Source organism: Micromonospora sp. CNZ322 (assembly GCF_007827755.1).
Genome location: NZ_VITD01000006.1, coordinates 351,214 through 376,875, shown reverse-complemented (window position 1 = coordinate 376,875; position 25,662 = coordinate 351,214). Strand labels below are relative to the sequence as shown.

Genomic DNA, 25,662 nt, shown 5'->3' with positions numbered 1-25,662 from the left:
GGACGGCGCAGCGGCGTCATCGATCTAGCGTGAGTGCGTGACCAGAACGCTTCGCCTCGACGGCGTCGACCGCAGCTTCGGCGACCGTCAGGTGCTCAGGAACGTGTCCTTCGAGGTGTCCGCTGGCCGGATGACCGGTTTCGTGGGCGCCAACGGCGCCGGCAAGACCACCACCATGCGGATCATCCTGGGTGTGCTCGCCCCCGACGCCGGCGAGGTGAGCTGGGGCGGCACCACGCTGACCCGGCAGGACCGCCGGCGCTTCGGCTACATGCCCGAGGAGCGGGGCCTCTACCCCAAGATGACCACCCGCGAGCAGGTGGCCTACCTGGGCCGGCTGCACGGGCTGGACGCCGCCGCGGCACGACGTTCCACCGACGCGCTGCTGGACCGCGTCGGGCTCGGCGAGCGCGGCGACGACCTGCTGGAGACGCTGTCGCTGGGCAACCAGCAGCGCGCCCAGATCGCCGCCGCGCTGGTGCACGACCCCGAGGTGCTGGTGCTCGACGAGCCGTTCTCCGGCCTCGACCCGCTGGCCGTGGAGACCGTCGTGGCCGTGCTGCGGGAACGGGCCTCGGCCGGCGCGCCGGTGCTCTTCTCCAGTCACCAGCTCGACGTCGTGGAGCGCCTCTGCGACGACCTGGTGATCATCGGGGACGGGGTGATCCGGGCCGCCGGCAGCCGGCAGCAGCTGCGCGACTCGTACACGGTGCCCCGCTTCGAGCTGGTCGTGGAGCACGACGCCGGCTGGGTACGCGACCACCCCGGGGTGACACTTGTCGAGTTGGACGGCGCGCGGGTGGTCTTCGACCTGCCGGCCGGCACCGACGAACAGCCCGTGCTGCGGGCCGCCCTCGCGCGCGGCCCGGTCCGCGCCTTCCGCCCGGTCAGCCCCTCGCTCACCGAGATCTTCCGAGAGGTCACCCAGTGAACGTCACCCAGGCCACCCGGCTGGTCGCCGAACGCGAGATCCGGGTCAAGCTGCGCGACCGCACCTTCCTGTTCGGCACGCTGTTCTTCCTGTTGATCGCCGCGGCCGGCACCATCCTGCCGCCGCTGTTCTCCGGCGGGCCGTCCACAGTGGCGGTGACCGAGAGCCTGGCCGCGCCGCTGCGCGCCGCCGGGCTGGAAGTCCGGGTCGTCCCCGATGACCGGGCCGCCGAGCAGGCCGTCCGCGACGACGACGTGGACGCTGCGGTGGTCACCGGACCGGCCGTCCTGGCCATGGACGACGCCCCCGACGACGTGGTGAGGGCCCTGAGCACCCAGCCGACCGTCCGCCTGCTCGATCCGGACGCGGTCGATCCGGTGGTGGCGTTCCTGGTGCCGTTCGTCTTCGCGTTCGTCTTCTTCATCACCTCGCAGACGTTCGGTGTGCAGATCGCGCAGAGCGTCATCGAGGAGAAGCAGACCCGGATCGTGGAGATCCTGGTCGCCGCCGTGCCGGTCCGGGCCCTGCTGGCCGGGAAGGTGGTGGCCGGGGCCATCCTGGCGTTCGCGCAAATCGCCCTGATCGCGGTGGTGGCGGTTCTCGGGTTGCAGATCGGTGACAGCGGAGGTCTGCTCAGCCTGCTCGCCCCTGCGATCGGCTGGTTCGTACCGTTCTTCCTGATCGGTTTCGTGCTGCTCGCCGCCATGTGGGCCGCGGCCGGCGCGCTGGCCAACCGGCAGGAGGACATCGCCGCCGTCTCGACGCCGGTGCAGCTCGCCGTCATGCTGCCGTTCTTCGCGGTGATCTTCCTGAACGACAACGCCACAGCGATGCGGGTGCTGTCCTACCTGCCGTTCTCGTCGCCCACGGCCATGCCGCTGCGGCTCTTCACCGGCGACGCGGCCGGCTGGGAGCCGATCGTCTCACTGGTCCTCCTGGTGCTCGCCGCCGGCGCGTTCCTCCTCGCCGGGGCCCGGGTGTACGAGGGGTCGCTGCTGCGCACCAACGGCCGGACCTCGCTGCGTACCGCCTGGCGGGAGCGGGAGACGATCGGCTGAGCCGGCGGTCCGCCCCGCGCGGGCGTCGGTGTCCTGATCGGATGCCGGCGCCCGCTGCCGTACGGCACCGTTCCGAGCGCTGTTCGGTGGCCGTGAACTGCGCGAACACTCCTACGTTGAGCCGATCCTCACGGCAACGACCTGGTCGTCGCCGGTTTCCGGACCGGAAAGGCTCTCGATGTCCCCACCGATCAACGCACGGCAACTCCGTCGTCTGCTCAGCCTCGTGCTCGCGGTCGCCCTCGCCAGCACCCTCACCGCCCTCGTCCGGCCCGCGCCGGCCGCCGCCGCCCCGGGCGACCTCATCCTCAACGGCACGTTCGACAACGGCAGCACCCAGCCCTGGTGGACCCGGCTCGCCTCGACCAGCACCACTGTCAACGCCGGGCAACTGCGCGTCCGCACCAGCGCCACGGTGGGCAAGCCCGTCTGGGAGGACCTGGTCGGTCACTTCGAGTTCGGGGTGACGGCCGCGCAGTCGTACCGGTTGCAGTTCGACGCCTCGGCCGACGTCAACCGTTCGCTGCGCGTCTCGGTCTCCCGGGCGGACACGCCCTTCACCTCCGCCGTCGACCAGAGCGTTGCGCTGACGTCCTCGATGCGCCGGTTCACAGTCGACTTCGCGTCCCCGTTCGGCGACCCGAAGGCGGTGCTGCTGTTCCACTTCGGCGGCCAGGCCGCCTCGACGGTCCGGTTGGACAACATCTCGCTCACCCCGCTGGCCGTGAACCCGGCCACCGACCCGATCCTGTACTGGAACGGCGTCCTGCTGGCCACGTACAAGGCGCTGGACCTGCCACCCACCTCCTCGTCCCGCGAGGCCGCCATCCTGCACGCGGCGATGCACGACGCCGCCGTCTCGGTCACCGGGGTCGGCAACCCCTACCGGGTACGAGTGCCGGTCAGCTACCCCGGCACCATGGACAACGTCGTGGCGCCGTCCCTGCACGCGGCCATCGACCGGGCCGCGTACGACGTGCTGACCGCCCTGTACGGCGGTCACGGCCAGTCCTACTCCCAGGCCCTCGCCGCCGCTGTCGCGCTCCGGCCGTCCGGGGTGAACGCCGCCGAGGTCGCCCGTGGTGAGACCGTGGGCGCGGCGGCGGCCGCCGCCAACCTCCAGGCCCGCGCCAACGACGGCTCCGGCAACAACACCCCGTACCAACTGGACGGCGTACCCGGCTCGTGGCGGCCGACCAACGGCAAGGCGGCGGTCAGCCCGAACTGGGGCTTGGTCACCCCGTTCGCGCTCACCTCGGGCCAGCAGTTCCGGCCCGGCCTGCCGGCCGACGCCAACGGGTACGACGACCTGCTCGGCAAAGACGAATACGACACCCAGGTGCGGGAGATCCGCGACTACGGCGGTCGGACGTCGTCGCTGCGGACCCCCGAGCAGACGCAGATCGCGTTCTTCTGGGCCAACGACCTGGGGGGCACGTACAAGCCACCGGGTCAACTCTTCTCGCACACCCGGATCGTGTCGGAGCAGCGTCAGCTCGGCATCCTGGCCAACGCCCGGCTCTTCGGGCTGGTCGCCCTCGCCCTCGCAGACGCCGCCATCGCCGCCTGGGACGCCAAGTACCAGACGCCCATCGACCTGTGGCGGCCGGTGACGGCGATCGAGGCGACGGAGGGCACCGGTTGGCAGCCGCTGTCGCAGACCCGCGAGGGGGTGCCGTACACGCCGGCGTTCCCGGCCTACATCTCCGGGCACGCCACCTTCGCGGGGGCCTGGTCCGCGGTGATGAAGAGGTTCTTCGGCACCGACGCGATCGCCTTCGACGCCACCACTGACGATCCGCACGCAGTGGACGTGGTCCGGCACATGACCGGCTTCGACCACGCCGCCGAGGAGAACGCGCTGAGCCGGATCTACCTCGGCGTGCACTATCGGTTCGACGCGGAGGCCGGGCTCGCCACCGGCCGTTCCGTGGGCGCGTACGTCTTCGCCAACCGCTTGCGACAGTGAATCGTCGGTCGGGGTAACGGGGGGCTCCCCGTCCGGTTCGTGTGGACCGGACGGGGAGCGTCACGCGTGACTGCTACGCCGCGCAGTTCCAGTGGCTGAAGTCGCCGGTACGAGACCAGACCTCCCGTGCCGTCCTGATGTTCCAGGCCGCGTCCAGCGCCGTCTGGCGGTCGACGCCGAACCGGGACACCTCCATGTCGCTGAACTGGAACAACCCCCAGCGCCGCGATCCGTCCTCGACGACCTCCACCCGGTACGGGTCCAATCCGGACAGGCAGCGCGCCACCTGCACCGCCCCGGCCGGGTCCTCGGGGAACATCCGCCGCAGGTGTTTGCCGATCCGGTCCTCCGACCAGCGGACGGGCACCTTGCGATCGCCCGCCAACTCGTCGAACAACCGCTCGTCCGCGGTGCCGCTGACCGGCAGAGCGCCGAAAGCCTGGAACACGATCACCCGGCTGGTGGTGTCCGGGCCGAACCAGCCGTCGACCGGCACTGTGAGTCCGTCGGCCACCAGGTGCTCCTGGAGGCTCAGCACGCAGGGGCCGTACATGCCCTGGCGCAGCACCTCCGGGCACCCGACGGTCGGTGAGCCGTCCACTGTGGGAGGGGCGAGGGGTCGCAGCGCCCCGGCCGCCCCGACCGTCAGGACGCCGAGCACCGCCAGCAGCGCCAGCCGAAGCCAGCGACGCGCCGGCCAGGGCGCTTCGGGTCGCTGTGGAATCGAGCCGACGCTCGGGCGGATGTTCGCCGCGACGGCCGTGGACGGGCCGGCAGGGGTCCGTGCCGCGTCGCTCTCGGCTCGACAGTGCTCGCCGAGGCGAGCCTCGAGGTCCCGCCGTGTCTCCAGCCACCTGTCGACCTCGACCGCCGGGGTGCCGCAGGCGGTCAGCAGCGCGACGACGGTACGTTCCCGGGGCAGCGTCGTCCGCCCCAGCATCGTCGCGAGGGTGCTCGGCGGCAGCCAGTGCCCGGCCGCCGAGGCTCGCCGGGCGAGCTCCCGATAGGTCAGACCGGAACGCCGCCGCACCTCCCTGAGCAACACCACGTACTCCCCCGCCGTGGCCGCCTGCGGCACCGGATCCCGGACAGCGTCATCCATCGAATCTCCCCGTGTCGTTGGTGTGGTCGGGCCCGAACCCGTGCCGGCACGAGCCCGTCGGCCGTACCCCGTTCAGCGGCGCGGCCATCGAGAAAAGACGCTAGGTAACCCGGTCGACCAGGACAATGCCTCGGTCGCCGCGCTGGGCTGTCCGGGCAGCTCAGAGCGGCATGTCCGGATCCTGTCCGACCATCTCGGACAGTCGTCGGGACCCGATTTGCCCTCGCGTCCGCGGGGTCTGGAGAATCGGGCGATGACCACGGGGGAGCTACGCCCGGACGACGCGTCCGACCCGGCCGAGTTCGTCGAGATGCTGCGCCAGCTCAAGGACCGGTCAGGGCTCACCTACCGGCAACTGGAACAGCGTGCCGCGTCGACGGGTGACGTGCTGGCCCGCAGCACCGCGGCGGACATTCTTCGCCGGTCCACACTGCCGCGCCCCGAGGTGGTGGCCGCGTTCGTGCGGGCGTGCGGCGCGGAAGATCAGGTCGAGACGTGGCTACGGGCCCGGCACCGCCTTGCGGCAGGCCAGTTGGCCCCGCCGTCGCCGGCAGCGGACCCACCGCCGGTCGACGCGGTTGCGACCGTGGCCCCGGAGCACTCTGGCCCGGCCCGCCCACGCTGGTTCGCGCGGCCCGCGCCGCTGGCGCTGCTCGTCGTCGCCGCCCTGCTGGCCACGCTCGGCGTGGGCTTCTGGATCGAGCGACGCGACGATGAGCAGGGAAAGGCCGCGCAAACCACCGATCCGACCGCATCGGCGGGTGGCGGTGCCCGTTCGCCGAGCGCGGGGCTCAGTCAGATCCGCCCCGTCCGCAGCCCGCACCTCTGCCTCACCGAGGGTCGCGATCGCACCGGCCAGTACACCAAGGAGATAGCGGTCCAGCGGCCCTGCACGGAGGCCACCCCACCGGACACCTCGCTGGAACCGGTGGCCGACGGAATGTTCTTCATCCACTGGGTCCACCCGGTGCTGGGGAAGGGCTGCCTCACCATCCGCGAGGAGGATCCCGGCCGGAACCTGCTCGAACCCTGGAACGAGAAGGATTGCAGCGCGAACAGGTCGAAGCAGGTGTTCCACTTTGAACCGACCGGAACGACGCCCGACGCGTACCGCATCCGGCCGGACCGTACCGAGTTGTGCGTCGGCCTGCGCGACGACGACAGCGCCGTGGCGGACGCCGCGCTGGTTGAGCCGTGCACCGGCGGCCCGGATCAGGTGTTCCTGGTCAACGCGCTGCCCGGAAACTGACATCGGCGCTGCTCAGCGCGCCGGTGGCACCTGATCCCAGCCGACGGGCAGCGGGGGCGCCGTCCAGGCGGGGTCGGGCTGCCAGGTGGCCCACGCCGGGTCCCACCAGCGCTCACCCCCGTCGAGCAGGGCGGCGATCCGGTCACCCTCGGCCTGGATGGCGTCCCCCATGCCCGGGTAGCGCCCCTCGACGAGGCGCTGGGCGAACATCTCCACGTCCTTCCAGACGTACCGGTCGGCGTCCGCGGCCCACCACAGGTCCAGTTCGTGGTCCAGGGTGTCCACCCCGATCGGGGTACGCCGCACCGGGTCCTGGAGGTTGAAGTACCAGCCGGCGAAGTCGCGCCCCGGCCCGGTCCAGAACACGTCGATCGAGTGCGCCTCACCGGGGCGTTGCAGCATCAGCTTGCCGTGCCCGGACCAGGAGCGGTGCCCCGCGGCCTCCCACGGGTGCCGCCCGCAGGGGAAGACGCCCGTGTCCGGGAAGCCGAACTGGGCCCCCGGTGGGAGGTAGAGGGCGAGCAGGTCAGGCGAGTCCTCGACGCAGATCGTCGGGCAACCGAACCAGACCTCACCCCGCAGCACCTCACGCCGCACCACTGTGTCGCCAGGCTCAAACCGCTCCACCCCGCACCCCCTCCCTCGCCGTCCCAGCCCCAGCCCTCGCCGCGATCTTGCACTTCCTGTTGCCGGTATGCCCTGCGTGACCCGGTCTGTCGGGTCAGAAAGTGCAAGATCGCGGCGGGGTGAAGCGGGAGCGGGGCTGGGGTCAGGCGTCGACCGCCGCCATCACGTCGTCGCTGACGTCGAAGTTGGCGTAGACGTTCTGGACGTCGTCGCAGTCCTCCAGGACGTCGATCAGCTTGAAGATCTTGCGCGCGCCCTCTTCGTCCAGCGGCACGTTGACGCTGGGGATCAGGGAGGACTCGGCCGACTCGTACTCGATGCCGGCATCCTGCAACGCCGTGCGCACCGGGATCAGGTCGGTCGGCTCGGAGACCACCTCGTACGCCTCACCGAGGTCGTTGACCTCTTCGGCGCCGGCGTCGAGGACGGCCAGCATCACGTCGTCCTCGCTGGTGCCCTCCTTGGGGACGATCACCACGCCCTTGCGGGAGAACATGTACGACACCGAGCCGGCGTCGGCGAGCGAGCCGCCGTTGCGGGTCAGTGCGGTGCGCACCTCGGTCGCCGCGCGGTTGCGGTTGTCGGTGAGGCACTCGATGAGCATGGCCACGCCGCTCGGGCCGTACCCCTCATACATGATCGTCTGCCAGTCGGCGCCGCCAGCCTCCAGGCCGGAGCCACGCTTGACGGCGCGGTCGATGTTGTCGTTCGGCACCGAACTCTTCTTCGCCTTCTGGATGGCGTCGAAGAGCGTCGGATTGCCGGTAGGGTCGCCGCCGCCGATCCGCGCGGCCACCTCGACGTTCTTGATCAGCTTGGCGAACATCTTGCCGCGCTTGGCGTCGATGACGGCCTTCTTGTGCTTGGTCGTCGCCCACTTTGAGTGGCCGGACATCTTCTACCTCCGTTGCTACCCGCCGTCTGCATCGACCGCACCGCTCACGCCCCGCTCCCACCGGCGCACGCGGAGGTGCCGGTCAGCTCTGGTGGAAGCCGTGGCGGGCAGATGGCCCTGCCGAATCTCCGCAATCCTACCGACGTCCCCCGGGTCCCTGTCATGCACCGCGCACGGCACGGCCGCCCGGCCCCGATGGACCAGGGCAGACGGGACAAAAACCCGGTCCGGGCCGCGACCGCGGCGAGCATCATGGACAGCCCGGCGCGGTCGCCCGCCGGTTCAGGAGGCGGCGCGGACCAGGTCCACGAAGTACGCGTGCACCCGCAGGTCACCGGTGAGCTCCGGGTGGAACGAGGTGGCCAGCAGGTTGCCCTGTCGGACCGCCACGATCCGGTCGGCAGCCGGGCCGTCGGAAACCACCCCGATGACCTCGACGCCGGCACCGACCCGCTCGACCCACGGCGCGCGGATGAACACCGCGTGGAACGGCTCCCCCGGCACCCCGACGACGGTCACCGGCGCCTCGAACGAGTCGACCTGCCGGCCGAACGCGTTGCGCCGGACGGTCATGTCGATGCCGGCGAAACCCCGCTGATCGGGTCGACCGTCGAGCACCTCGGTCGCCAACATGATCAACCCGGCGCAGGAGCCGTAGACCGGCATGCCGTCGGCGATCCGCTTGTCGATCGGCTCGCGCATCTCGAAGATGTCGGCGAGCTTGCTCATGGTGGTGGACTCGCCGCCGGGGATGACCAACCCGTCGACCGTGTCCAGCTCCGCCGGACGGCGGACCGGGCGGGCGTCCGCGCCCGTCGCGGCCAGCGCCGCCACGTGCTCGCGGACGTCGCCCTGGAGCGCGAGCACACCGATCACGGGTGCCGTCATGGTCGCACCATTCCTCTCCGCGTCACGCCGCCGGAAAGAGCGCTCACCAACCGCGCTCGGCCAGCCGGTGCGGCTGCGGGATCTCGTCGACGTTGATACCGACCATCGCCTCGCCGAGCCCCCGGGAGACCTTGGCCAGCACGTCCGGGTCGTCGTGGAAGGTGGTCGCCTTGACGATCGCGGCGGCCCGCTGAGCCGGGTTGCCCGCCTTGAAGATGCCGGAGCCGACGAAGACGCCCTCCGCGCCGAGCTGCATCATCATCGCCGCGTCGGCCGGCGTGGCGATCCCGCCCGCGGTGAACAGCACCACCGGCAGCTTGCCGCTCTCGGCGACCTCCTTGACCAGCTCGTACGGGGCCTGCAACTCCTTGGCCGCGACGTACAGCTCGTCGGTCGGCAGCGAGGCCAGCCGGCGGATCTCCTGGCGGATCTTCCGCATGTGGGTGGTGGCGTTGGAGACGTCACCGGTGCCCGCCTCGCCCTTGGAGCGGATCATCGCCGCACCCTCGGTGATCCGGCGCAGCGCCTCGCCCAGGTTGGTCGCGCCACAGACGAAGGGCACTGTGAACGCCCACTTGTCGATGTGGTTCGCGTAGTCGGCCGGGGTCAGCACCTCGGACTCGTCGACGTAGTCCACGCCGAGCGACTGGAGGATCTGCGCCTCCACGAAGTGGCCGATGCGGGCCTTGGCCATCACCGGGATGGAGACCGCCTCGATGATTCCGTCGATCATGTCGGGGTCGCTCATCCGGGACACCCCACCCTGCGCGCGGATGTCGGCGGGCACCCGCTCCAGGGCCATCACCGCGACGGCGCCGGCGTCCTCGGCGATCTTGGCCTGCTCGGCGTTGACGACATCCATGATCACGCCGCCCTTGAGCATCTCGGCCATGCCACGCTTCACGCGGGCGGTGCCGACGACGGGGGCGGTACCGGTGTTCGACGCGGTGTTTTCGGGCACGGGTCATCGCTCCTTGGACATGCTCTGGGGGTGGCAGCGAAAATGCTACGCGCGGTGCAACGCCGCACCGACAGCCAATCAGACCCCCGGTGGCCTGCACTGTGGCAGTGGTCACCGGCTCGTCGCGGGAGCCACGGCGGCCGTCGGAGGTCAGGCGGCGGGGACGTCCGCCGGCACGACGAGGGTCGGGTCGTCGATGTCGAAGTAGCGCGGCCACTCCCGGCCCCGCCCCATCCGCAACAGGCGCACCAGCGGCCGGCTGCGCGCCGAGCGGGCGTCCCGGACCAGGTCGGTGTGCACCTGCCGGGACAACGCGAGCCGACGACTCGCGGCGATGACCGCCGCGCAGTCCGGGTCGCCCGGGTCCAACTGGACGCCGCGCAACTGCCGGGTCAGGTCGTTCTCCGCCGCCTCCCGCTCGTCCGGGCTGGCGTCCAGGGCGATCCGGGCCGCCGCGTACAGCTCGACGCCGAAACGCCGCTCAGCCAGGACCGCGGCTGCCGCCGCGCGGCGCAGCAGGTGGGCGTCGAGGGCCCGGGCCGCCAGCTCCGCGCGGCCCTGTAGTCGCTCGACCCGGCCGGCGGTCCAGATGAGGTACGCCGCGACCAGCCCCACGACCACGCTCGCGGCCACCACCCACCACATGTGCGGCATCGTAGTGCTGCTCCGTTTCGTCCGATTGGGCGCGGCCGGACCGGTCCCGCCGGTCACCTTCGCACCATCCGTCACACCGGCTCAGCTCAGCCCCACCCATTCCTGGTCGATGACCCGCCCGTCGGTTGCCTCGATCGCCGCTGCGTATACCTCCAGAACGCGGCGGGCAACCACCGGCCAGTCGAAATTCGCGACCACCTGATCGCCGCAGGCGCTCAGCGTGGCCCGCCCGGCCGGGTCGTCCAGCAGGTCGGCCAGCACGGCACGCAGCCCCACCGGATCGCCGGTGGGGAAGAGCCGACCGGCCCGCCCACCGTCGAGCACCCGCCGGAAGGCGTCCAGATCACTGGCGACGACAGTCGTACCCGCGGCGAGGGCCTCGGTGAGGATCATGCCGAACGACTCACCGCCGGTGTTCGGTGCGACGTAGAGGTGCACACTGCGCAGCATGCGCGCCTTGTCCGCTTCGCTGACCAGGCCGAGGAACGTGATCCGCTCGTGCAGTTCGGCCGGGAACTGGTCGTACAGGTCGTCGGGGTCACCCGGGCCGGCGACGAGCAACCGCAGACCGGGCCGGGTGGCGGCCAGCGCCACGAACGCGTCGCGCAGCACCGGGAAGCCCTTGCGTGCCTCGGTGAACCGGCCCAGGAAGCCGAGTGTGCCGCCCGTGCCGGCCGCGCACTCCCCCGGCCAGCCCGGCAACGGCTCGGCGTCGACGAACTTGGCCACGGCCACCCCGTTGGGGATCTCCACCGCACCGCCGTCCATGTGCTCGACCTGCACCTTGCGGGCCAGCGCGCTCACAGCGATCCGGGCCGTGATCCGCTCCAACACGATCTGGAGCACACCCTGCGCGGCGGCGAGGACCCGCGAACGGGTCATCGCGGTGTGGAACGTGGCCACCACCGGGCCACGGGCGGAGAGCACGGCCAGCAGCGACAGGCTCAGCGTGAGCGGCTCGTGCACGTGCAGCACGTCGAAGTCGCCGTTGGTGATCCACCGCCGTACCCGGGCGGTCGACACCGGACCGAACGCGATCCGGGCCACCGAACCGTTGTACGGCAGCGGAACGGCCCGCCCGGCGGACACCACGTACTCCGGCAGCGGCGAATCCTCGTCGGCCGGCGCGAGCACGCTCACCTCGTGGCCCAGCGCGATCAGCGCCTCGGCGAGGTCCATGACGTGGTTCTGCACCCCGCCGGGCACGTCGAAGGAGTACGGGCACACGATGCCGATCCGCATCCGTCAGCCCACCTCCTCAGGCCGGGCCGGAGGCCGACGAGGGCAGCGCCGCGCGCTCCCCCGACCTCGCCTGGTCCAGCCACATCCGCTGCAGCATGTGCCAGTCTTCCGGATGCCGGGCGATACCCGCCGCCAGACGGTCGGCGATCAGCTGGGTCAGCGACCGGACCCGCTGGTCCAGTGGCCCCACCTCGGGGCCGGGCACCGGCAGCGGGCCAGCCAGCGACGCACAGGCTGCGTCCGGTTCGTACCACATCGAGGCCACGTAGAGCGGCGCGCCGGTGTGCAACGCGAGCAGCGCCGGCCCGGCGGGCATCCGGGTCTTCGCGCCGAAGAAGTCCACCTCCACCCCCCGGGCGGAGAGGTCACGGTCGGCCAGCAACGGCACCACCGCGCCGGCCCGGAGCCGGTCCAGCAGCACGTCGAACGCCGGACGCGGCCCGCCGTGGGTCGGCAGGATCTCCATGCCCAGCTCAGCGCGGAAGGCCATGAAACGCCGGTACACGCCCTCCGGCTTGAGCCGCTCCATGACAGTGGTGATCGGCCAACCGGTGGCCGCCACCCAGGCGCCCGCGGCATCCCAGTTGCCGGCGTGCGGCAGGGCCACCACCGCGCCCCGGCCGGCGGCCACGTCGGCGGCGAGCAGCTCGGCGCCGTCGAGCCGGAAATTGGACAGGATCTGCGACCGGCTCAGGGCGGGCAGCCGGAACGCCTCCATCCAGTACCTGGCGTACGAGCGCAACCCGCGCTTGACGAGATCGTCCAGCTCGGCCTCGGGCAGCCCCGGGCCGACCACCCGGCGCAGGTTCGCGCGCAGTCGGGCCGTACCCCCGTTGGGGCGGCGATGGGCGCGGTCCGCGCCCGCCTGGAACGCCGCCGCCACCACCGGCCGGGGTAGCGCGCGGACCACCCGCCACCCGGCGATGTAGCCCAGCTCGGTGATGTTCACGTGACTCGGCCGCCGGTCGTCAGACGCCGGGTCGCCGGCACGGCACTCACGCCTGGCCGTCCGGCTGGAGCTGCTGGGCCTGGCGGTAGACGTGCGTCATCCGCTGCCCCACCGTGAAGATCGACACGGCAGCGAGCAGCCAGAGCGCGATCTCCAGGGCCGGATCGACACCGACACCGGTGAGGATCCCGCCGACCCCGACGATCAGCAGCCGCTCCGTGCGTTCGGCGATGCCCACGTTGCAGGTCATGCCGAGCCCTTCGGCTCGCGCCTTCACGTAGGAGACGAGGCCACCGACGGCCAGGCAGACCAACGCGGCGGCCACCCCGGAGTGGTCGTTCTGCGTGGCCAGCCAGTACGCGACGGCGCCGAAGACGGCACTGTCGGCGACCCGGTCCATGCTTGAGTCCAGGAAAGCGCCGAACTTCGTGGAGCCACCGCTCATCCGGGCCATCGTCCCGTCGAGCAGGTCGGTGAGCGCGAACAGGGTGACGATCAACGCGCCCGCGACCAGATGGCCGCGGGCACCGAAGCCGAGCGCGCCGACGAGCACACCAACGGTGCCCGCGACGGTGACGGCATTGGGGGTGACGCCCGCGCGCAGCAGGGCGCGGGCAATCGGCTCGACGACGCGGGTCATCCCCGCGCGGGCCGACACTTGGAAGATCTTCGCCATGGCGGTCCCCACGATAACGGTCCGCCCAGCTCCGGCGATACGGACGGTACCGCCGACCCGCCCGGGGGAGGCTTGTGCCTACCCGGCAACGGGTGTGAGATCGAGCCGGGAGGTGAGCCAGCTCACCCGTCCGCCCGTCCCGTTCCCGCTGTGCAGCAGACCACCGGAGGATATCGCCGCGCACTCGCCCCGGGCCGCTACCCGTCGCGCGGCGGTCGCCACCACCACCGGCTGAGGGAGGTGCGCCCCATGGCGCAGAAGAGTCACGACAAAGGTTCCACCGGCGGCACGCCAGTGGTGACCGAGCCCGAGCGGGTTCGCAACGTGGTGCTCGTCGGGCATTCCGGGGCGGGCAAGACCACACTGGTCGAGGCCCTGCTCGCGGCGACCGGCACGATCGGCCGCGCCGGCACCGTCGTCGACGGCACCACCGTCGGCGACCACGACCCCGCCGCCGTACGCCAGCAGCGCTCGGTCAGCCTGTCCTGCGCGCCGCTGCTGCACAACGGCATCAAGGTCAACCTGCTGGACACCCCCGGGTACGCCGACTTCATCGGCGAGCTGCGCGCCGGGCTGCGAGCCGCCGACGCCGCGCTCTTCGTGGTCTCCGCGGCGGGTGGCATGGACGCGGCCACCGTCGCGCTGTGGGAGGAGTGCGCCGCTGTCGACATGCCCCGCGCGGTCGCGGTGGCCCGACTGGACCAACCCCGCGCCGACGTCGACGAGACGGTGGCGCTCTGCCAGCGCCTCTTCGGTGACAACGTGATGCCCCTCTACCTGCCGATGCTCGGCGACGACGGGGTGTCCACCGAGGGTCTGCTCGGCCTGATCACCCGTCGGGTCTTCGACTACAGCGCCGGGCTCCCCGCCGACGTCCGCGACCCGGACCCGGAGCACCAGCGGGCCATCGACGAGTCCCGCGACGAGCTGATCGAGGGGATCATCGCCGAGAGCGAGGACGAGACCCTCATGGACCGCTACCTCGACGGCGAGGAGATCAGCGACGAGGTGCTCATCGACGACCTGGAGAAGGCCGTCGCCCGGGGGCACTTCTACCCGGTGGTGCCGGTCTGCGCCCAGACCGGTGTCGGGCTGGACGTGCTGCTGGAGGTGCTGACCGCCGCGTTCCCGTCGCCGCTGGAGCACGAGCTGCCGGCGGTGACCGGCGTGGACGGCTCGCCGCGTCCGCCGCTGAGCTGCGACCCGGCCGGGCCGCTGGTCGCCGAGGTCGTCAAGACCACCATCGACCGCCACGTCGGTCGGGTCTCGCTGGTCCGGGTCTTCTCCGGCACGCTGCGCCCCGACCAGACCGTGCACGTCTCCGGGCACGGCATGGCCGAACGTGGGCACCCCGACCACGACGCCGACGAGCGGGTCGGGCACATCTACACCCCGCTGGGCGCCACAGTGCGGGAGGTGCCGCTCTGCGTTGCCGGTGACATCTGCGCGATCACCAAGTCGGGCAGCGCCGAGACCGGCGACACCATCTCGACCAGGGACGAGCCCCTGCTGATCGCCCCCTGGGAGATGCCGGAGCCGCTGCTACCCGTGGCGATCGCCGCCCGCAGCCGCGCCGACGAGGACGCCCTGGCCCGCAACCTCGCCCGCCTGGTCGCCGGCGACCCCACGCTGCGGCTGGAGCGCAACCCGGAGACCCACCAACTGGTGCTCTGGTGCATGGGCGAGGCACACGCCGACGTGGTGCTCGACCGGCTGCGCGCCGGCGGCGTCGAGCTGGACACCGAACCGGTCAAGGTGTCGCTGCGCGAGACCCTGACCGTGCCCGCGAAGGGGCACGGTCGCCACGTCAAGCAGTCCGGTGGCCACGGCCAGTACGCGGTCTGCGATATCGAGGTCGAGCCGCTGCCCCGTGGCAGTGGCTTCGAGTTCGTCGACCGGGTGGTCGGCGGCGCGGTGCCGCACAACTACATCCCGTCAGTGGAAAAGGGCGTCCGCGCCCAACTGGAGCGCGGGCTGGTCGCCGGGCACCCGGTGGTGGACCTGCGGGTGACCCTGGTCGACGGCAAGTCGCACAGCGTCGACTCCTCCGACGCGGCCTTCCAGACCGCCGGCGCGCTGGCCCTGCGCGACGCCGCCGAGCGTGGCCAGCCGGCCCTGCTGGAGCCGATCGACGAGGTCACCATCCGGGTGCCCGACGGCTCGGTGGGCACGGTGATGGGCGACCTGTCCGGCCGGCGCGGCCGGGTGCTCGGCACCGAACCGGACCCGGACACCGAGGGCCGCACCCTCGTCCGCGCCGAAGTGCCGGCCACCGAGCTGCTTCGGTACGCCGTCGAGCTGCGCTCCATGACGGCCGGCACCGGCACCTTCCGCCGCCACTTCGTCCGCCACGACCCCATGCCCGCCCACCTGGCCGACCAGGCCCGCAAGGAACAACTCCCCTAACCCGCCCCGCCCCGCCCCGCCCCGCCCCGCCCCGGCGATCTTGCACTTTCTGTTGCCCTTATGTCGCTGTCGCGGGCATAAGTCCCCGCAGAAAGTGCAAGATCGGCGAGGGCTGGGGTGAATCGCGGGTCGATCATGGAGTTGTGGCGGGCAGAAGGCCGATCTAGGCCCGATTTGTGAGGCACCACAACTCCTTGATCGACGCGGGCCGGCGCGCGGGGACGCGGGCCGGCGCGGCGCGGGGTTTGTGGGGCTGGTTACGGGTGGACTGTGGGGTGGGTGGGGCGGGGCCAGTGAGGGCGGTCGGCGTCGCGGAGGGCTGCGGTGCGTACGGCGGCGAGCTGACGCTCCACCTCGACGAACTGGTCCGCCGGCAGTGGGCCCCGGTGCAGCGCGGCGGCGTTCTCCTCGACCTGGGCGACCGTACGGCAGCCCGGGATCGGGATGGTGCGGCTGCTGCGCGCCCAGATCCAGCCCAACGCCCCCTGGGCGAGGGTGCGCCCGTCGGCGGTGAGCGCGGCACGGACCGCGCCGACCCGGCGCAGCCACTCCGGTGCCGGCCGGCCACCCCGGAACCACTCCAGCCAGCCCGGGGCCAGCCCGCGTACGTCGTCGCGGGGCAGCGTCGACCCGGCCGAGTACTTGCCGGTGAGCAGCCCCATCCCGAGTGGGCCCCGGTTGACGCTGGCCAGGTCGTACTTGTCGCAGACGGCGAGCAGCTCGGGGGCGTCACGCAGCACCGACAGGGCGTGCTGCACGGCGGTGGCACCGGCGGCGGCGTGCCCGAACGCGGCAGCCCGGTCGGTGCGGTCGGTGCTCCACCCGTACGCCCGAATCAGGCCCTCGGCCACCAGTTCCTCACAGGTCCCGATCAGCGCCTGCGCCCTCGGCACCGACAGGTCGGCAAGGTGCAGCTGATAGAGGTCGATCCGGTCGGTGCCCAGCCGGCGCAGTGAGGCGGTCACGGCACTGCGCAGGTACCCGGGCGACGCGTCCTCGCCGGTGGCCTGCTGGCTGGCCTCGTCGAAGGTGTAACCCCACTTGGTGGCGATCACGGCTTCGTCGCGGCGACCGGCGAGCGCGCGGCCGAGCACCCGCTCACCGTGCCCGGCCCCGTACGTGTCGGCAGTGTCGAAGAGGGTGATGCCGAGGTCGAGGGCCCGGCGTACCGCCCGCACCGACTCGTCGTCGTCGACAGCGCCCCAGCCCAGCGGCTGGGTGCCCTCCGCCCAGGGCCCGCCGATCGCCCAGCACCCCATGCCGAGGGCGCTGACCTCGATGCCGCTGCGCCCCAACACCCGTGTCGTGACTGCCATCGGCCGATCGTGCCACCTTCGGCGGGCCGGGGCGCAGCAGATCCGCGGGCGGACACGCGGGCGCATGGAGACGGTCACGGTGCGGCATGATCAATGCCATGCGACGGCTCGGGGTGGACATCGGCGGAGTCATCATCGAGCCGGCCGACGACGACGCGGACACGTCGTTCTTCGGCGCGCACTACCTGCGTACCCCGGTCGTCGTCGGGGCGTTCGACGCGCTCGCGGCGCTCGGCGCGGCGTTCGACGAGGTGCACCTGGTGTCCAAGTGCGGGGAGGCCACCGAGCGGCGTACCCGGGAGTGGCTGGCCCACCATGACTTTCCGGCCCGCACCGGCATCCCGGTCGAGCGGGTGCACTTCTGCCGCACCCGACCGGACAAGGCGCCGATCGCCGGACGCCTCGGCCTGACCCACTTCGTGGACGACAAGCTGGAGGTGCTCGGCTATCTCGACTCGGTGCCGCACCGCTTCCTGTTCCGGCCCCGAAAGGGCGAGGTCGCCGCACACGCCGCGCTGCTGCCCCGCGTACGCCGGGTGGAGAGCTGGTCGGAGCTGACCCCGCTGCTGCGCGCCGACTAGCCGGACCGGTGCGGAGGCCGCGCGACCGGCGCGGCGCGGCCGGCGGCGGTCAGGCCGGCCAGGCGCGGGCGAGCAGGTCGCGGGTGTCGCCGAGCAGCTGCGGCAGGACCTTGGTGCGGCCGATCACCGGCATGAAGTTCGCGTCGCCGCCCCAGCGCGGCACCACGTGCTGGTGCAGGTGCGCGGCGATGCCGGCGCCGGCCACCCCGCCCTGGTTCATGCCCAGGTTGAAGCCGTGGGCGTTGCTGACCTTGCGGATCACCCGCATGGCGGTCTGCGTGTACGACGCCAGCTCGGTGGTCTCCGGCACGTCCAGGTCGGTGTAGTCGGCGACGTGCCGGTAGGGGCAGACCAGCAGGTGCCCCGGGTTGTACGGGTAGAGGTTGAGCACCACGAAGACGTGCTCGCCCCGGGCCACCACCAGGCTCTCCTCCGGGGGCAGCTGCGGCCCTCGGCAGAAGGGGCAGCCGGTGGGCTTCTCGTAGCCCTCGGCCGGGCGGTCCTCGCCGGAGATGTAGGTCATCCGGTGCGGCGTCCAGAGCCGCTCCAGGCCGTCCGCCATGCCGTCACTGTCCGTGTGCCGTTCCGCCCCTGTCACGAGCCGATCCTACGGAGCCGCGCGGGCACGCCGCGACACCCGCCTTCGGGAAACCCGGGACTGCAAGTTCTTGACGGATCAAAGTCGAAGCATGAAACTTCCATGCATCCACGTACTTCCATGCATTGATGGAGGGCTACATGTTCCGACGGCTCGGCAGGTTCCTCGCGGCACTGGCGTTGACCGCCGCCACCACAGTGGCCGGCGTCACCCTCACTGCCGGCGCGGCCCAGGCGGACGGCTGCTACACCTGGGGACGCACCCTGTCCCAGGGGGCGTCCGGCGAGGATGTCCGGCAACTCCAGATCCGGGTCGCCGGCTACCCCGGCTACGGCGCGGTGCTCACCCTCGACAGCGCGTACGGCCCGGCCACCCGATCGGCGGTGATCCGCTTCCAGCAGGCGTACGGGCTGCCCGCCGACGGCATCGCCGGCCCACAGACGTTCAACCGGCTCTACGCCCTCCAGGACGACGACTGCACCCCGGCCAACTTCAGCTACGCCGAGCTGAACAAGTGCAACAGTGACTGGTCCGGCGGCGCCGTCTCGGCGAGCACCGCCCGGTTCAACGCGCTCGTCTCGATGTGGAAGCTCCAGGCCATGCGGCACGCCCTCGGCGACGTGTCCATCGCGATCAGCAGCAGCTTCCGCAGCTACGCCTGCAACAGCGCCGTCGGCGGAGCGTCGAACAGCAGACACCTGTACGGCGACGGGGTCGACCTGGTCGGGTCCCCGTCGTTCTGCCGGCTGGCGCAGCAGGCCCGCTACCACGGCTTCGGGCAGATCCTCGGCCCCGGCTACCCGGACCATAACGACCACACCCACGTGGCGGCGGTCGGAGGCTGGTCAGCGCCGAACTGCGGCATCTGACACCCAGCACCGCCTCCGGGCGAAGATCGTGCTCGAACATGGAAGTAGTGGTCTCCCCCACCGGGGAGGCCACTACTTCCTGGATCGAGCACGATCATGCGGCACGCGGACCGCGTGCGGCGGTTTCGCTACTCGGCGGCGGCGGAGGGGCCGATGTTGGTCCGCGAGCTGACCACGTCCAGCACGTGGGTCACGGCCTCGGCGACCGGCACCCCGTTGCGCTGGGAGCCGTCGCGGTAGCGGAAGGAGACCGTCCCGGCGGCCACGTCGTCGTCACCAGCGATCACCATGAACGGGATCTTCTGCTGCTGCGCCGTCCGGATCTTCTTCTGCATCCGGTCGTCACCCGCGTCCACCTGGGCCCGGATGCCTTCGGCGCGCAGCGCCGCGACGAAGCCGTGCAGGTAGTCGGTGTGGTCCTCGCGGATCGGGATGCCCACCACCTGCACCGGCGCCAGCCAGGCCGGGAAAGCGCCCGCGTAGTGCTCGGTGAGCACCCCGAAGAACCGCTCGATCGACCCGAACAGCGCACGGTGGATCATCACGGGCCGCTGGCGGCTACCATCGGCGGCCTGGTACTCCAACGCGAACCGCTCCGGCTGGTTGAAGTCGACCTGGATGGTGGACATCTGCCAGGTCCGGCCGATGGCGTCACGGGCCTGCACGGAGATCTTCGGCCCGTAGAACGCCGCGCCGCCCGGGTCGGGAACCAGGTCCAGGCCGGAGGTCTCGGCGGCGGTCCGCAGCGCCTCGGTGGCCTCGGCCCAGTCCTCGTCGGCCCCGATGAACTTCGGCGAGTCGTCCCGGGTCGACAGCTCCAGGTAGAAGTCGTCCAAGCCGTAGTCGCGCAGAAGGTCGAGCACGAAGCTGAGCAGCGTGGACAGCTCGCCGGCCATCTGCTCACGGGTGCAGTAGATGTGCGAGTCGTCCTGGGTCAGGCCGCGGACCCGGGTCAGCCCGTGCACGACGCCGGACTTCTCGTACCGGTAGACAGTGCCGAACTCGAACATCCGCAGCGGCAGCTCCCGGTACGACCGCCCGCGCGACCTGAAGATCAGGTTGTGCATCGGGCAGTTCATCGCCTTGAGGTAGTAGTCCGCGCCCTCCAGCTGCATGGGCGGGAACATGGTGTCCGCGTAGTACGGCAGGTGACCGGAGGTCTGGAACAACTGCGCCTTGGTGATGTGCGGGGTGTTGACGAACTCGTACCCCGCCGCCTCGTGCCGCTGGCGGGAGTAGTGCTCCATCTCGCGGCGGATGATGCCGCCCTTGGGGTGGAAGACCGCCAGGCCGGAGCCGATCTCATCGGGGAAGCTGAACAGGTCGAGGTCCGCGCCGAGCTTGCGGTGGTCGCGCCGGGCGGCCTCCTCCAACAGCTTCAGGTACGCCTTGAGCTCGTCGCGGGTCGGCCACGCGGTGCCGTACACCCGCTGTAGTTGAGGGTTCTTCTCCGACCCCCGCCAGTACGCGGCGGCGGAGCGCATCAGCTTGAACGCGCCGATCAGTCGGGTGGTCGGCAGGTGCGGACCGCGGCACAGGTCCGACCAGCAGACCTTGTCCTCCTTGGCGTCGAGGTTGTCGTAGATGGTCAGCTCGCCGCCGCCCACCTCCATCACCTCGTCGGTGTCCAGGCCCTCACCCTTGACCTCGATCAACTCCAGCTTGAACGGCTCGTCGGCCAGCTCGGAACGCGCCTCGTCCAGGCTGCCGAAGCGGCGGCGACGGAACCGCTGCCCGGACTTGATGATCTCCTGCATGCGCTTCTCGAGCTTGCTGAGGTCATCGGGCTGGAACGGCTTCTCGACGTCGAAGTCGTAGTAGAAGCCGTTCTCGATGGGCGGGCCGATGCCCAGCTTGGCCTCGGGGAAGATGTCCTGCACGGCCTGGGCGAGGACGTGCGCGGTGGAGTGGCGCAGCACGTTGAGCCCGTCGGGCGAATCCAGGCTGACCGGCTCGACGACGGTCTCCTCGGCCGGCGTCCACTCCAGGTCGCGCAGCTGGCCCTGCGGGTCGCGGACCACGACGATCGCCTTGGGGCCGTTCGCGGGCAGTCCGGCCGCGGCCACCGCGTCGGCCGCCGTGGTCCCGGCGGCGACGACGACGGGGTCGGCCACGGCGGGGGTACGGGGTGCGGACACGGTGACTCCTCCAAGTGGTACGAAACGGTGCCGATCCTCGGCTCCTGCCGATGCTATCGGTCGCCCCGCCTCCGACCGGGAAGGGCACCTCCTTACCGCCGTCGTTGAACCTTTCGCGCCTCGCAGCCGAACTAGAAGGTGTGGCCGGAAACCGGTGCCGGCCGCGTCGACTACGGATGGGGGCACGAGATGGCGAGCACGTACGGCGGTGGCCGTCGGCGGCGGATCGTGGCGGCGACCGCGGTGACCGCCGCTGGGCTGCTGCTCTGGCCTGGCGCGGCGTACGCGGCGGACGTGACGACCACCCCGGCCGAGGCCCGGCAGGGCGACGCGGTACGGCTGGAGTTCAGCGTTCCGGAGGAGCGGGCCGGCACGAAGACCAAGCAGATCGAGGTCCGGCTGCCGGCCGACGCGCCGATCGCCGAGGTCTACCCCATGTCGGTGAACGGCTGGGCGCCCCGGATCAGCTCTCGCACCCTGGACAAGCCGGTGGCCGGTATCCACTCCTCCGGGGTGAGCACTGTGACGACCGCGGTGACCTGGGTCCGGGTCGGTGCGAGTGACAGCGGGCCGGCTCGGCTGGCGCTCTCCATGGGGCCGATGCCGCAGGCGGAACGGCTCACCTTCGAGGTCGTTCAGACGTACGCCGATGGCACTGTGGTCCGGTGGGCGGACGCCGCCGGCCCGCACCGGGCCCCGACTCTCGCGCTGCTGCCGGCGGCACCCGGCGCGGCGGGTCCGGCCGCACACGGCGGGCACGCCGGCCCGGCGGCCGGCGCACCCGCCGCAGCGGACAGCGGTGTGGACGCCGCACCGCCGGCCCCGGAGGACGGCGCCGACGAGGGCAGCGCCGACGGGATGCTGGCCGCCGGCCTGCTGGCCGGGCTGGGCGGCGGCGCGGCGATCGGCTGGCTGGTCAGCCGTTGGCGCCGACGCGACCCGGGCGAGGCCACCGCGCTCGCCGAGGTGACCGGCGGCCCGGACGAGGCCGCGACGCTGGCCGAGATAACCGGTCGCGGAGACGACACCGCCACGCCAGACCCGACGCCCGCCGACCCGACGCCCGCCGACCCGCAGTCCGCTGTGCCCGCAGCATCGCGGTGATCTACTCGGGTTCCCGGAAACCGTTGCATCCAAGCCGCACGGACAGCCCGATCTAGCGATGATCCACTCGGCTCTCAGGAAACCGGGGCATCCCCACCGCCCGGACGACCCGATTTGCAGGAAGCCGAGTTGATCGTGCGCAGGGCCTGCCCAGGCGCTGGGCCGGGGGGTCAGGGGAGCCAGGTAGGTAGCGGCTCGCGGGCAGCCAGCCACTTTTCGGGCACCCCGCCCGGGGTGCCGACGCCGGTGTGCGCCGCCACCACCGCTCCCGCGATGGCGGCCGTGGTGTCCACGTCCCCACCGGCCCGTACGCACGTCTCGATGGCCGCCGGATAGTCGTCAAGGTGGGTGGCGGCCACCCAGAGGGTGAACGCGACGGTGTCCTGGGCGGTCACCCGGGAGCCGTTGCCGAGCGCCGCCACCACCCGGGGCAACGGCCGGCCGAGCAACCCGGCGGCCCGGTGTACGCCCCGGTGCACCTCGGTGCCCGAATCGAGTACGGCGGCGATCCCGGCGAGCAGCCGCTCCGGGGCCGGCCGGTGCCCGTCGAGGCGGGCTCGGGCGGCCAGCGCGGCGGCGACGGCGACGGCGACCGCGCCGGCGATCCCCTCCGGGTGCGCGTGGGTCACCTCAGCGGACGCGCGGGCCTGTGCCGCGGCACGCGCTGTCGAGTCGGCGAAGTACGCGCCCAGCGGGCCGACCCGCATCGCCGCGCCGTTGCCGCAGGAGCCCTGCCCGTCGAAGGCGGAGGCGGCGGCCAGCGGCCACGGGGTGCCGGTGCGGATCAGCCCCAGGATCAGCATCGCCCCCGCGCCGTAGCCTCGTCGCTCGGTACATCGCTCGGCGAAGGAGAGGGCCAGCCGGTCCCGGTCGATGCCGCCGGAGTCGGCCAACTGGGCGAGGACCGAGCAGGCCATCTCGGTGTCGTCGGTCCATTCCCAGGGCGCTGGCGGCAGCGCGTCGGCGGCGAGATCCACGGGCGCGGGCCCCGGCAGGAAGTACTGCGCGCCGAGCGCGTCGCCGGTGGAGAGACCGGCGAGGCTGTCCCGGGCGAGCGCCAGGCGGGCATCGGCGAACAGGGTGAACGACATCGTCGTACCAGCTTGCCCGGTCGCCAGGCACGCCGCAACGCGATCAACTTGCCAGGCCAAGTACGGTCTTGTCGTGGCCTCCGTGCTCCTGGTCGAAGACGATCACGTCGTACGCGGCGCGATGCTGCGGTCCCTCACCGACCGGGGGCATGCCGTGCACGCCGTGGGTACGGCGTTGGACGCCCTGCGTCGGGTCGCCGCGGAGACACCCGATCTGGTGGTGCTCGACCTCGGCCTGCCCGACCTGGACGGCTCGGACGCGCTGCGGATGCTGCGTGGCATCACCGACGTTCCGATCATCATCGCCACCGCCCGCGACGACGAGCAGTCGGTGGTCAAGCTGCTGCGCGCCGGCGCCGACGACTACATGGTCAAGCCGTTCACCGGGGCGCACCTGGACGCCCGGATCACCACGGTGCTGCGCCGGGCCGGCCGGGCCAGTCGGTCCGTGCAGCCCGCTGTGCACAGCGTCGGCGGGCTGCGGGTGGACGTGGGCGAGCGCAGCGCCCAGCTCGACGGGGAGCCGCTGGCGCTGACCCGCAAGGAATTCGACCTGTTGGCGTATCTCGCCGCACGACCTGGGCGGGTAGTGTCCCGCCGGGAACTCTTGGAGGAGGTATGGCGGCAGCCATCGGTCGGCGAGGATCAGACCATCGACGTTCACCTGTACTGGCTCCGCAGAAAGATGGGCGAGTCCGCGGCGAAGCCGCGCTACCTGCGCACCGTGCGGGGGGTCGGATTCCGGCTGGTGGCACCGGACTGAGGACGGCGCTGGCCCTGCTCACGGCCGGCATGTGCAGTCTCGTGGCGCTCGCGTTCCTGATCCCGCTCGGGCTCAGCCTGCGGGAGCAGAGCCGGGACGAGGCGATCGCCGACGCGGCGCGGCGCAGCGCCCTGGTGACCGGCGCGCTGGCGGTGAGCACCGACCCGGCGGTCGTCGAGCGTGCCGTGGTGGCCAGCGCCGAGGGCGCACCCACCCGGCCCGTGGTGCACGGGCTGGGGCTGGACGAGTCCGCTGGTCGGGCCAGCGGTAGCGATCTGGACCGGGCCCGCTCCGAGCGCCAGTCGTTGGTCGTCGACGTCGACGGGGGTGTGGCCCGGCTCGACCCGGTCGTCCTCGGTGACCGGACGGCCGTGGTCGAGGTGTTCCTTCCGGAGTCGACGCTGGGCGAGGGCGCCGGCGGTACGTGGTTACTGCTGTTCGCGGTCGGCGCGGCGATGGCCGGCGCGGCGGTGCTCGTGGTCGACCGGGTCGCTGCCCGCGCGGTGGACTCCACCCGCGGTCTGGTCAAGGCCGCGCTCTCCGTCGGCGACGGCGACCTCGGCGTACGCGTCGAGCCGACCGGTCCGCGCGAGCTGGCCGAGGCCGGGTACGCCTTCAACCGGATGGCGGACCGCCTGGACGCCGCCCGCACCGACGAGCGGGAGTTGGTGGCCGACCTGTCGCATCGTCTGCGTACCCCGTTGACGGTGCTGCGGTTGGACGCGGAGGCGTTGGAGTCCGACGACACCAGCGTGGGATCGTTCAGCCCGGCGGAGTTGGACCGGCTGCGGGGGATCCGGCGGATCCGGCAGGCGATCGTCACCCTGGAGGGTGAGATCGACGTGCTGATCAAGACCACCCGTAAGACGGTCGCGCTCGAGGCCGGGCCGGCGATGTGCGACGTCAGCGAGGTGGTCCGCGACCGGATGGTGTTCTGGGCGGCCCTCGCCGGCGACCAGAACCGGCCACACCGGGTCAACGGCGCGCAGCTGCGCATCCCGGCGCCGGTGCCGCGGGCCGAACTCGCCGCCGCGCTGGACGCGGTGATCGGCAACGTCTTCCGCTACACCCCGCAGGGCACCGCGTTCGAGGTGGCGGTGTCCCGGCGCGACGGTTACGTGGCGATCCGGATCGACGACGCCGGCCCCGGCATCGCCAACCCGGACCGGGCGCTGCGCCGGGGCGCCAGTGACCAGGGCTCGACCGGGCTCGGGCTGGACATCGCCAAGCGGGTGGCGTTGCAGGCCAACGGCTCGGTGAGCATCGACCGTGCCCGGCTGGGCGGGGCCAGCGTGGTGATGCTGCTCGCCGACCCGGAGGCAACACCCCGGCAGGTCAGCCGGTTCGGCCTGGTCGGTCGAATGGCCCGCGACGCCCGGGACACGAAGGCCACCGGCCGTCGCTGGCCCCGCCAGCGCCCCACCGACGACTGACCCGGCCGAACCCGGGGTTGTGCGCCGGCGCAAGTCTTCCTTAGATCGCGGTTAACGACCGCCTTGGATCGGCCACGGGCTGACAGGATCAAAGCACGAACCCACCAGTTCCACCGGCCGAGCGCACCACGCACCCAGGGCCGGTGGAGTCGCGCGCGCGGC

Annotated in this window: 23 protein-coding genes; 10 read left to right on the top strand and 13 right to left on the bottom strand. The window is 72.0% G+C overall.

Features of this window, described 5'->3' with window-relative positions; translation table 11 throughout:
• Positions 1–37: 37 nt before the first annotated feature.
• The 3 genes from FB453_RS17595 to FB453_RS17585 all read left to right on the top strand — a co-directional run bounded on the left by FB453_RS17595 (position 38) and on the right by FB453_RS17585 (position 3,958).
• Positions 38–931 carry an ABC transporter ATP-binding protein gene (locus tag FB453_RS17595; RefSeq protein ID WP_112583369.1) on the top strand — a complete coding sequence of 298 codons (894 nt, stop codon included), beginning with the start codon at positions 38–40 and terminating at the stop codon, positions 929–931.
• Positions 928–1,989: an ABC transporter permease gene (locus FB453_RS17590; RefSeq protein WP_112583370.1), complete on the top strand. Its 1,062-nt coding sequence runs from the start codon at positions 928–930 to the stop codon at positions 1,987–1,989. Before FB453_RS17595 ends, FB453_RS17590 begins: the two co-directional genes overlap by 4 nt.
• Positions 1,990–2,167: 178 nt before the next feature.
• Positions 2,168–3,958: a carbohydrate binding domain-containing protein gene (locus FB453_RS17585; protein WP_145791571.1), complete on the top strand. Its 1,791-nt coding sequence runs from the start codon at positions 2,168–2,170 to the stop codon at positions 3,956–3,958.
• A gap of 73 nt (positions 3,959–4,031) precedes the next feature.
• On the opposite strand, the gene FB453_RS17580 is transcribed toward FB453_RS17585, so the two are convergent.
• The gene (locus FB453_RS17580; RefSeq protein WP_145791569.1) at positions 4,032–5,060 is read right to left on the bottom strand and encodes a helix-turn-helix domain-containing protein; all 1,029 of its coding nucleotides are present in this window, start codon (positions 5,058–5,060) and stop codon (positions 4,032–4,034) included.
• A 253-nt stretch (positions 5,061–5,313) separates the two neighbouring features.
• On the opposite strand from FB453_RS17580, the gene FB453_RS17575 reads away from it, so the two are divergent.
• Positions 5,314–6,309: a helix-turn-helix domain-containing protein gene (locus tag FB453_RS17575; RefSeq protein ID WP_145791567.1), complete on the top strand. Its 996-nt coding sequence runs from the start codon at positions 5,314–5,316 to the stop codon at positions 6,307–6,309.
• A gap of 12 nt (positions 6,310–6,321) precedes the next feature.
• On the opposite strand, the gene FB453_RS17570 is transcribed toward FB453_RS17575, so the two are convergent.
• The 8 genes from FB453_RS17570 to pgsA form a co-directional block, all read right to left on the bottom strand.
• Positions 6,322–6,936, bottom strand: coding sequence for a ribonuclease FAU-1 family protein (locus FB453_RS17570; protein WP_145791565.1), 615 nt, complete (start codon positions 6,934–6,936; stop codon positions 6,322–6,324).
• Between the two features lie 142 nt (positions 6,937–7,078).
• Entirely contained in the window at positions 7,079–7,831 is a 753-nt protein-coding gene (locus tag FB453_RS17565; RefSeq protein WP_112583375.1) for a YebC/PmpR family DNA-binding transcriptional regulator, read from the bottom strand.
• A 282-nt stretch (positions 7,832–8,113) separates the two neighbouring features.
• On the bottom strand, positions 8,114–8,719 hold the full coding sequence (gene pdxT / locus FB453_RS17560) for a pyridoxal 5'-phosphate synthase glutaminase subunit PdxT (protein ID WP_145791562.1): 606 nt from the start codon (positions 8,717–8,719) through the stop codon (positions 8,114–8,116).
• Between the two features lie 43 nt (positions 8,720–8,762).
• Positions 8,763–9,680 (bottom strand): pyridoxal 5'-phosphate synthase lyase subunit PdxS, encoded by a 918-nt coding sequence (gene pdxS / locus FB453_RS17555; protein ID WP_091401733.1) that lies wholly within the window; start codon positions 9,678–9,680, stop codon positions 8,763–8,765.
• Positions 9,681–9,830: 150 nt separating this feature from the next.
• Complete coding sequence (locus tag FB453_RS17550; protein WP_112583378.1) at positions 9,831–10,334, bottom strand: hypothetical protein; 504 nt, start codon at positions 10,332–10,334, stop codon at positions 9,831–9,833.
• A gap of 81 nt (positions 10,335–10,415) precedes the next feature.
• The gene (locus FB453_RS17545; protein WP_145791559.1) at positions 10,416–11,576 is read right to left on the bottom strand and encodes a glycosyltransferase family 4 protein; all 1,161 of its coding nucleotides are present in this window, start codon (positions 11,574–11,576) and stop codon (positions 10,416–10,418) included.
• Between the two features lie 16 nt (positions 11,577–11,592).
• The gene (locus FB453_RS17540) at positions 11,593–12,525 is read right to left on the bottom strand and encodes a phosphatidylinositol mannoside acyltransferase (protein WP_145791557.1); all 933 of its coding nucleotides are present in this window, start codon (positions 12,523–12,525) and stop codon (positions 11,593–11,595) included.
• Between the two features lie 46 nt (positions 12,526–12,571).
• Entirely contained in the window at positions 12,572–13,201 is a 630-nt protein-coding gene (gene pgsA / locus FB453_RS17535; protein ID WP_145791554.1) for a phosphatidylinositol phosphate synthase, read from the bottom strand.
• A gap of 249 nt (positions 13,202–13,450) precedes the next feature.
• On the opposite strand from pgsA, the gene FB453_RS17530 reads away from it, so the two are divergent.
• Positions 13,451–15,607 (top strand): elongation factor G-like protein EF-G2, encoded by a 2,157-nt coding sequence (locus tag FB453_RS17530; protein ID WP_145791552.1) that lies wholly within the window; start codon positions 13,451–13,453, stop codon positions 15,605–15,607.
• Between the two features lie 257 nt (positions 15,608–15,864).
• On the opposite strand, the gene FB453_RS17525 is transcribed toward FB453_RS17530, so the two are convergent.
• Complete coding sequence (locus FB453_RS17525; RefSeq protein WP_145791550.1) at positions 15,865–16,923, bottom strand: aldo/keto reductase; 1,059 nt, start codon at positions 16,921–16,923, stop codon at positions 15,865–15,867.
• 86 nt (positions 16,924–17,009) lie between these two features.
• Between FB453_RS17525 and FB453_RS17520 the strand changes: the two genes are divergently transcribed.
• The gene (locus tag FB453_RS17520; RefSeq protein ID WP_145791547.1) at positions 17,010–17,504 is read left to right on the top strand and encodes a hypothetical protein; all 495 of its coding nucleotides are present in this window, start codon (positions 17,010–17,012) and stop codon (positions 17,502–17,504) included.
• A 49-nt stretch (positions 17,505–17,553) separates the two neighbouring features.
• On the opposite strand, the gene FB453_RS17515 is transcribed toward FB453_RS17520, so the two are convergent.
• Complete coding sequence (locus FB453_RS17515) at positions 17,554–18,066, bottom strand: HIT family protein (RefSeq protein WP_186718362.1); 513 nt, start codon at positions 18,064–18,066, stop codon at positions 17,554–17,556.
• A 176-nt stretch (positions 18,067–18,242) separates the two neighbouring features.
• On the opposite strand from FB453_RS17515, the gene FB453_RS17510 reads away from it, so the two are divergent.
• Positions 18,243–18,971: a D-Ala-D-Ala carboxypeptidase family metallohydrolase gene (locus FB453_RS17510; protein ID WP_145791542.1), complete on the top strand. Its 729-nt coding sequence runs from the start codon at positions 18,243–18,245 to the stop codon at positions 18,969–18,971.
• Positions 18,972–19,099: 128 nt separating this feature from the next.
• On the opposite strand, the gene thrS is transcribed toward FB453_RS17510, so the two are convergent.
• Positions 19,100–21,109, bottom strand: coding sequence for a threonine--tRNA ligase (gene thrS / locus FB453_RS17505; RefSeq protein ID WP_145791539.1), 2,010 nt, complete (start codon positions 21,107–21,109; stop codon positions 19,100–19,102).
• Between the two features lie 189 nt (positions 21,110–21,298).
• On the opposite strand from thrS, the gene FB453_RS17500 reads away from it, so the two are divergent.
• A complete protein-coding gene (locus tag FB453_RS17500) occupies positions 21,299–22,213 on the top strand; it encodes a DUF1775 domain-containing protein (RefSeq protein ID WP_145791537.1) in 915 nt (304 codons plus the stop codon).
• A gap of 170 nt (positions 22,214–22,383) precedes the next feature.
• Here FB453_RS17500 and FB453_RS17495 read toward each other — a convergent pair whose 3' ends face one another.
• On the bottom strand, positions 22,384–23,304 hold the full coding sequence (locus FB453_RS17495; RefSeq protein ID WP_145791534.1) for an ADP-ribosylglycohydrolase family protein: 921 nt from the start codon (positions 23,302–23,304) through the stop codon (positions 22,384–22,386).
• A 73-nt stretch (positions 23,305–23,377) separates the two neighbouring features.
• Here FB453_RS17495 and FB453_RS17490 point away from each other — a divergent pair, with 73 nt between their 5' ends.
• Both FB453_RS17490 and FB453_RS17485 read left to right on the top strand, forming a co-directional pair.
• Entirely contained in the window at positions 23,378–24,067 is a 690-nt protein-coding gene (locus FB453_RS17490) for a response regulator transcription factor (RefSeq protein WP_091401712.1), read from the top strand.
• A gap of 29 nt (positions 24,068–24,096) precedes the next feature.
• Positions 24,097–25,500, top strand: coding sequence for a HAMP domain-containing sensor histidine kinase (locus tag FB453_RS17485; RefSeq protein WP_181539338.1), 1,404 nt, complete (start codon positions 24,097–24,099; stop codon positions 25,498–25,500).
• Positions 25,501–25,662: the final 162 nt, after the last annotated feature.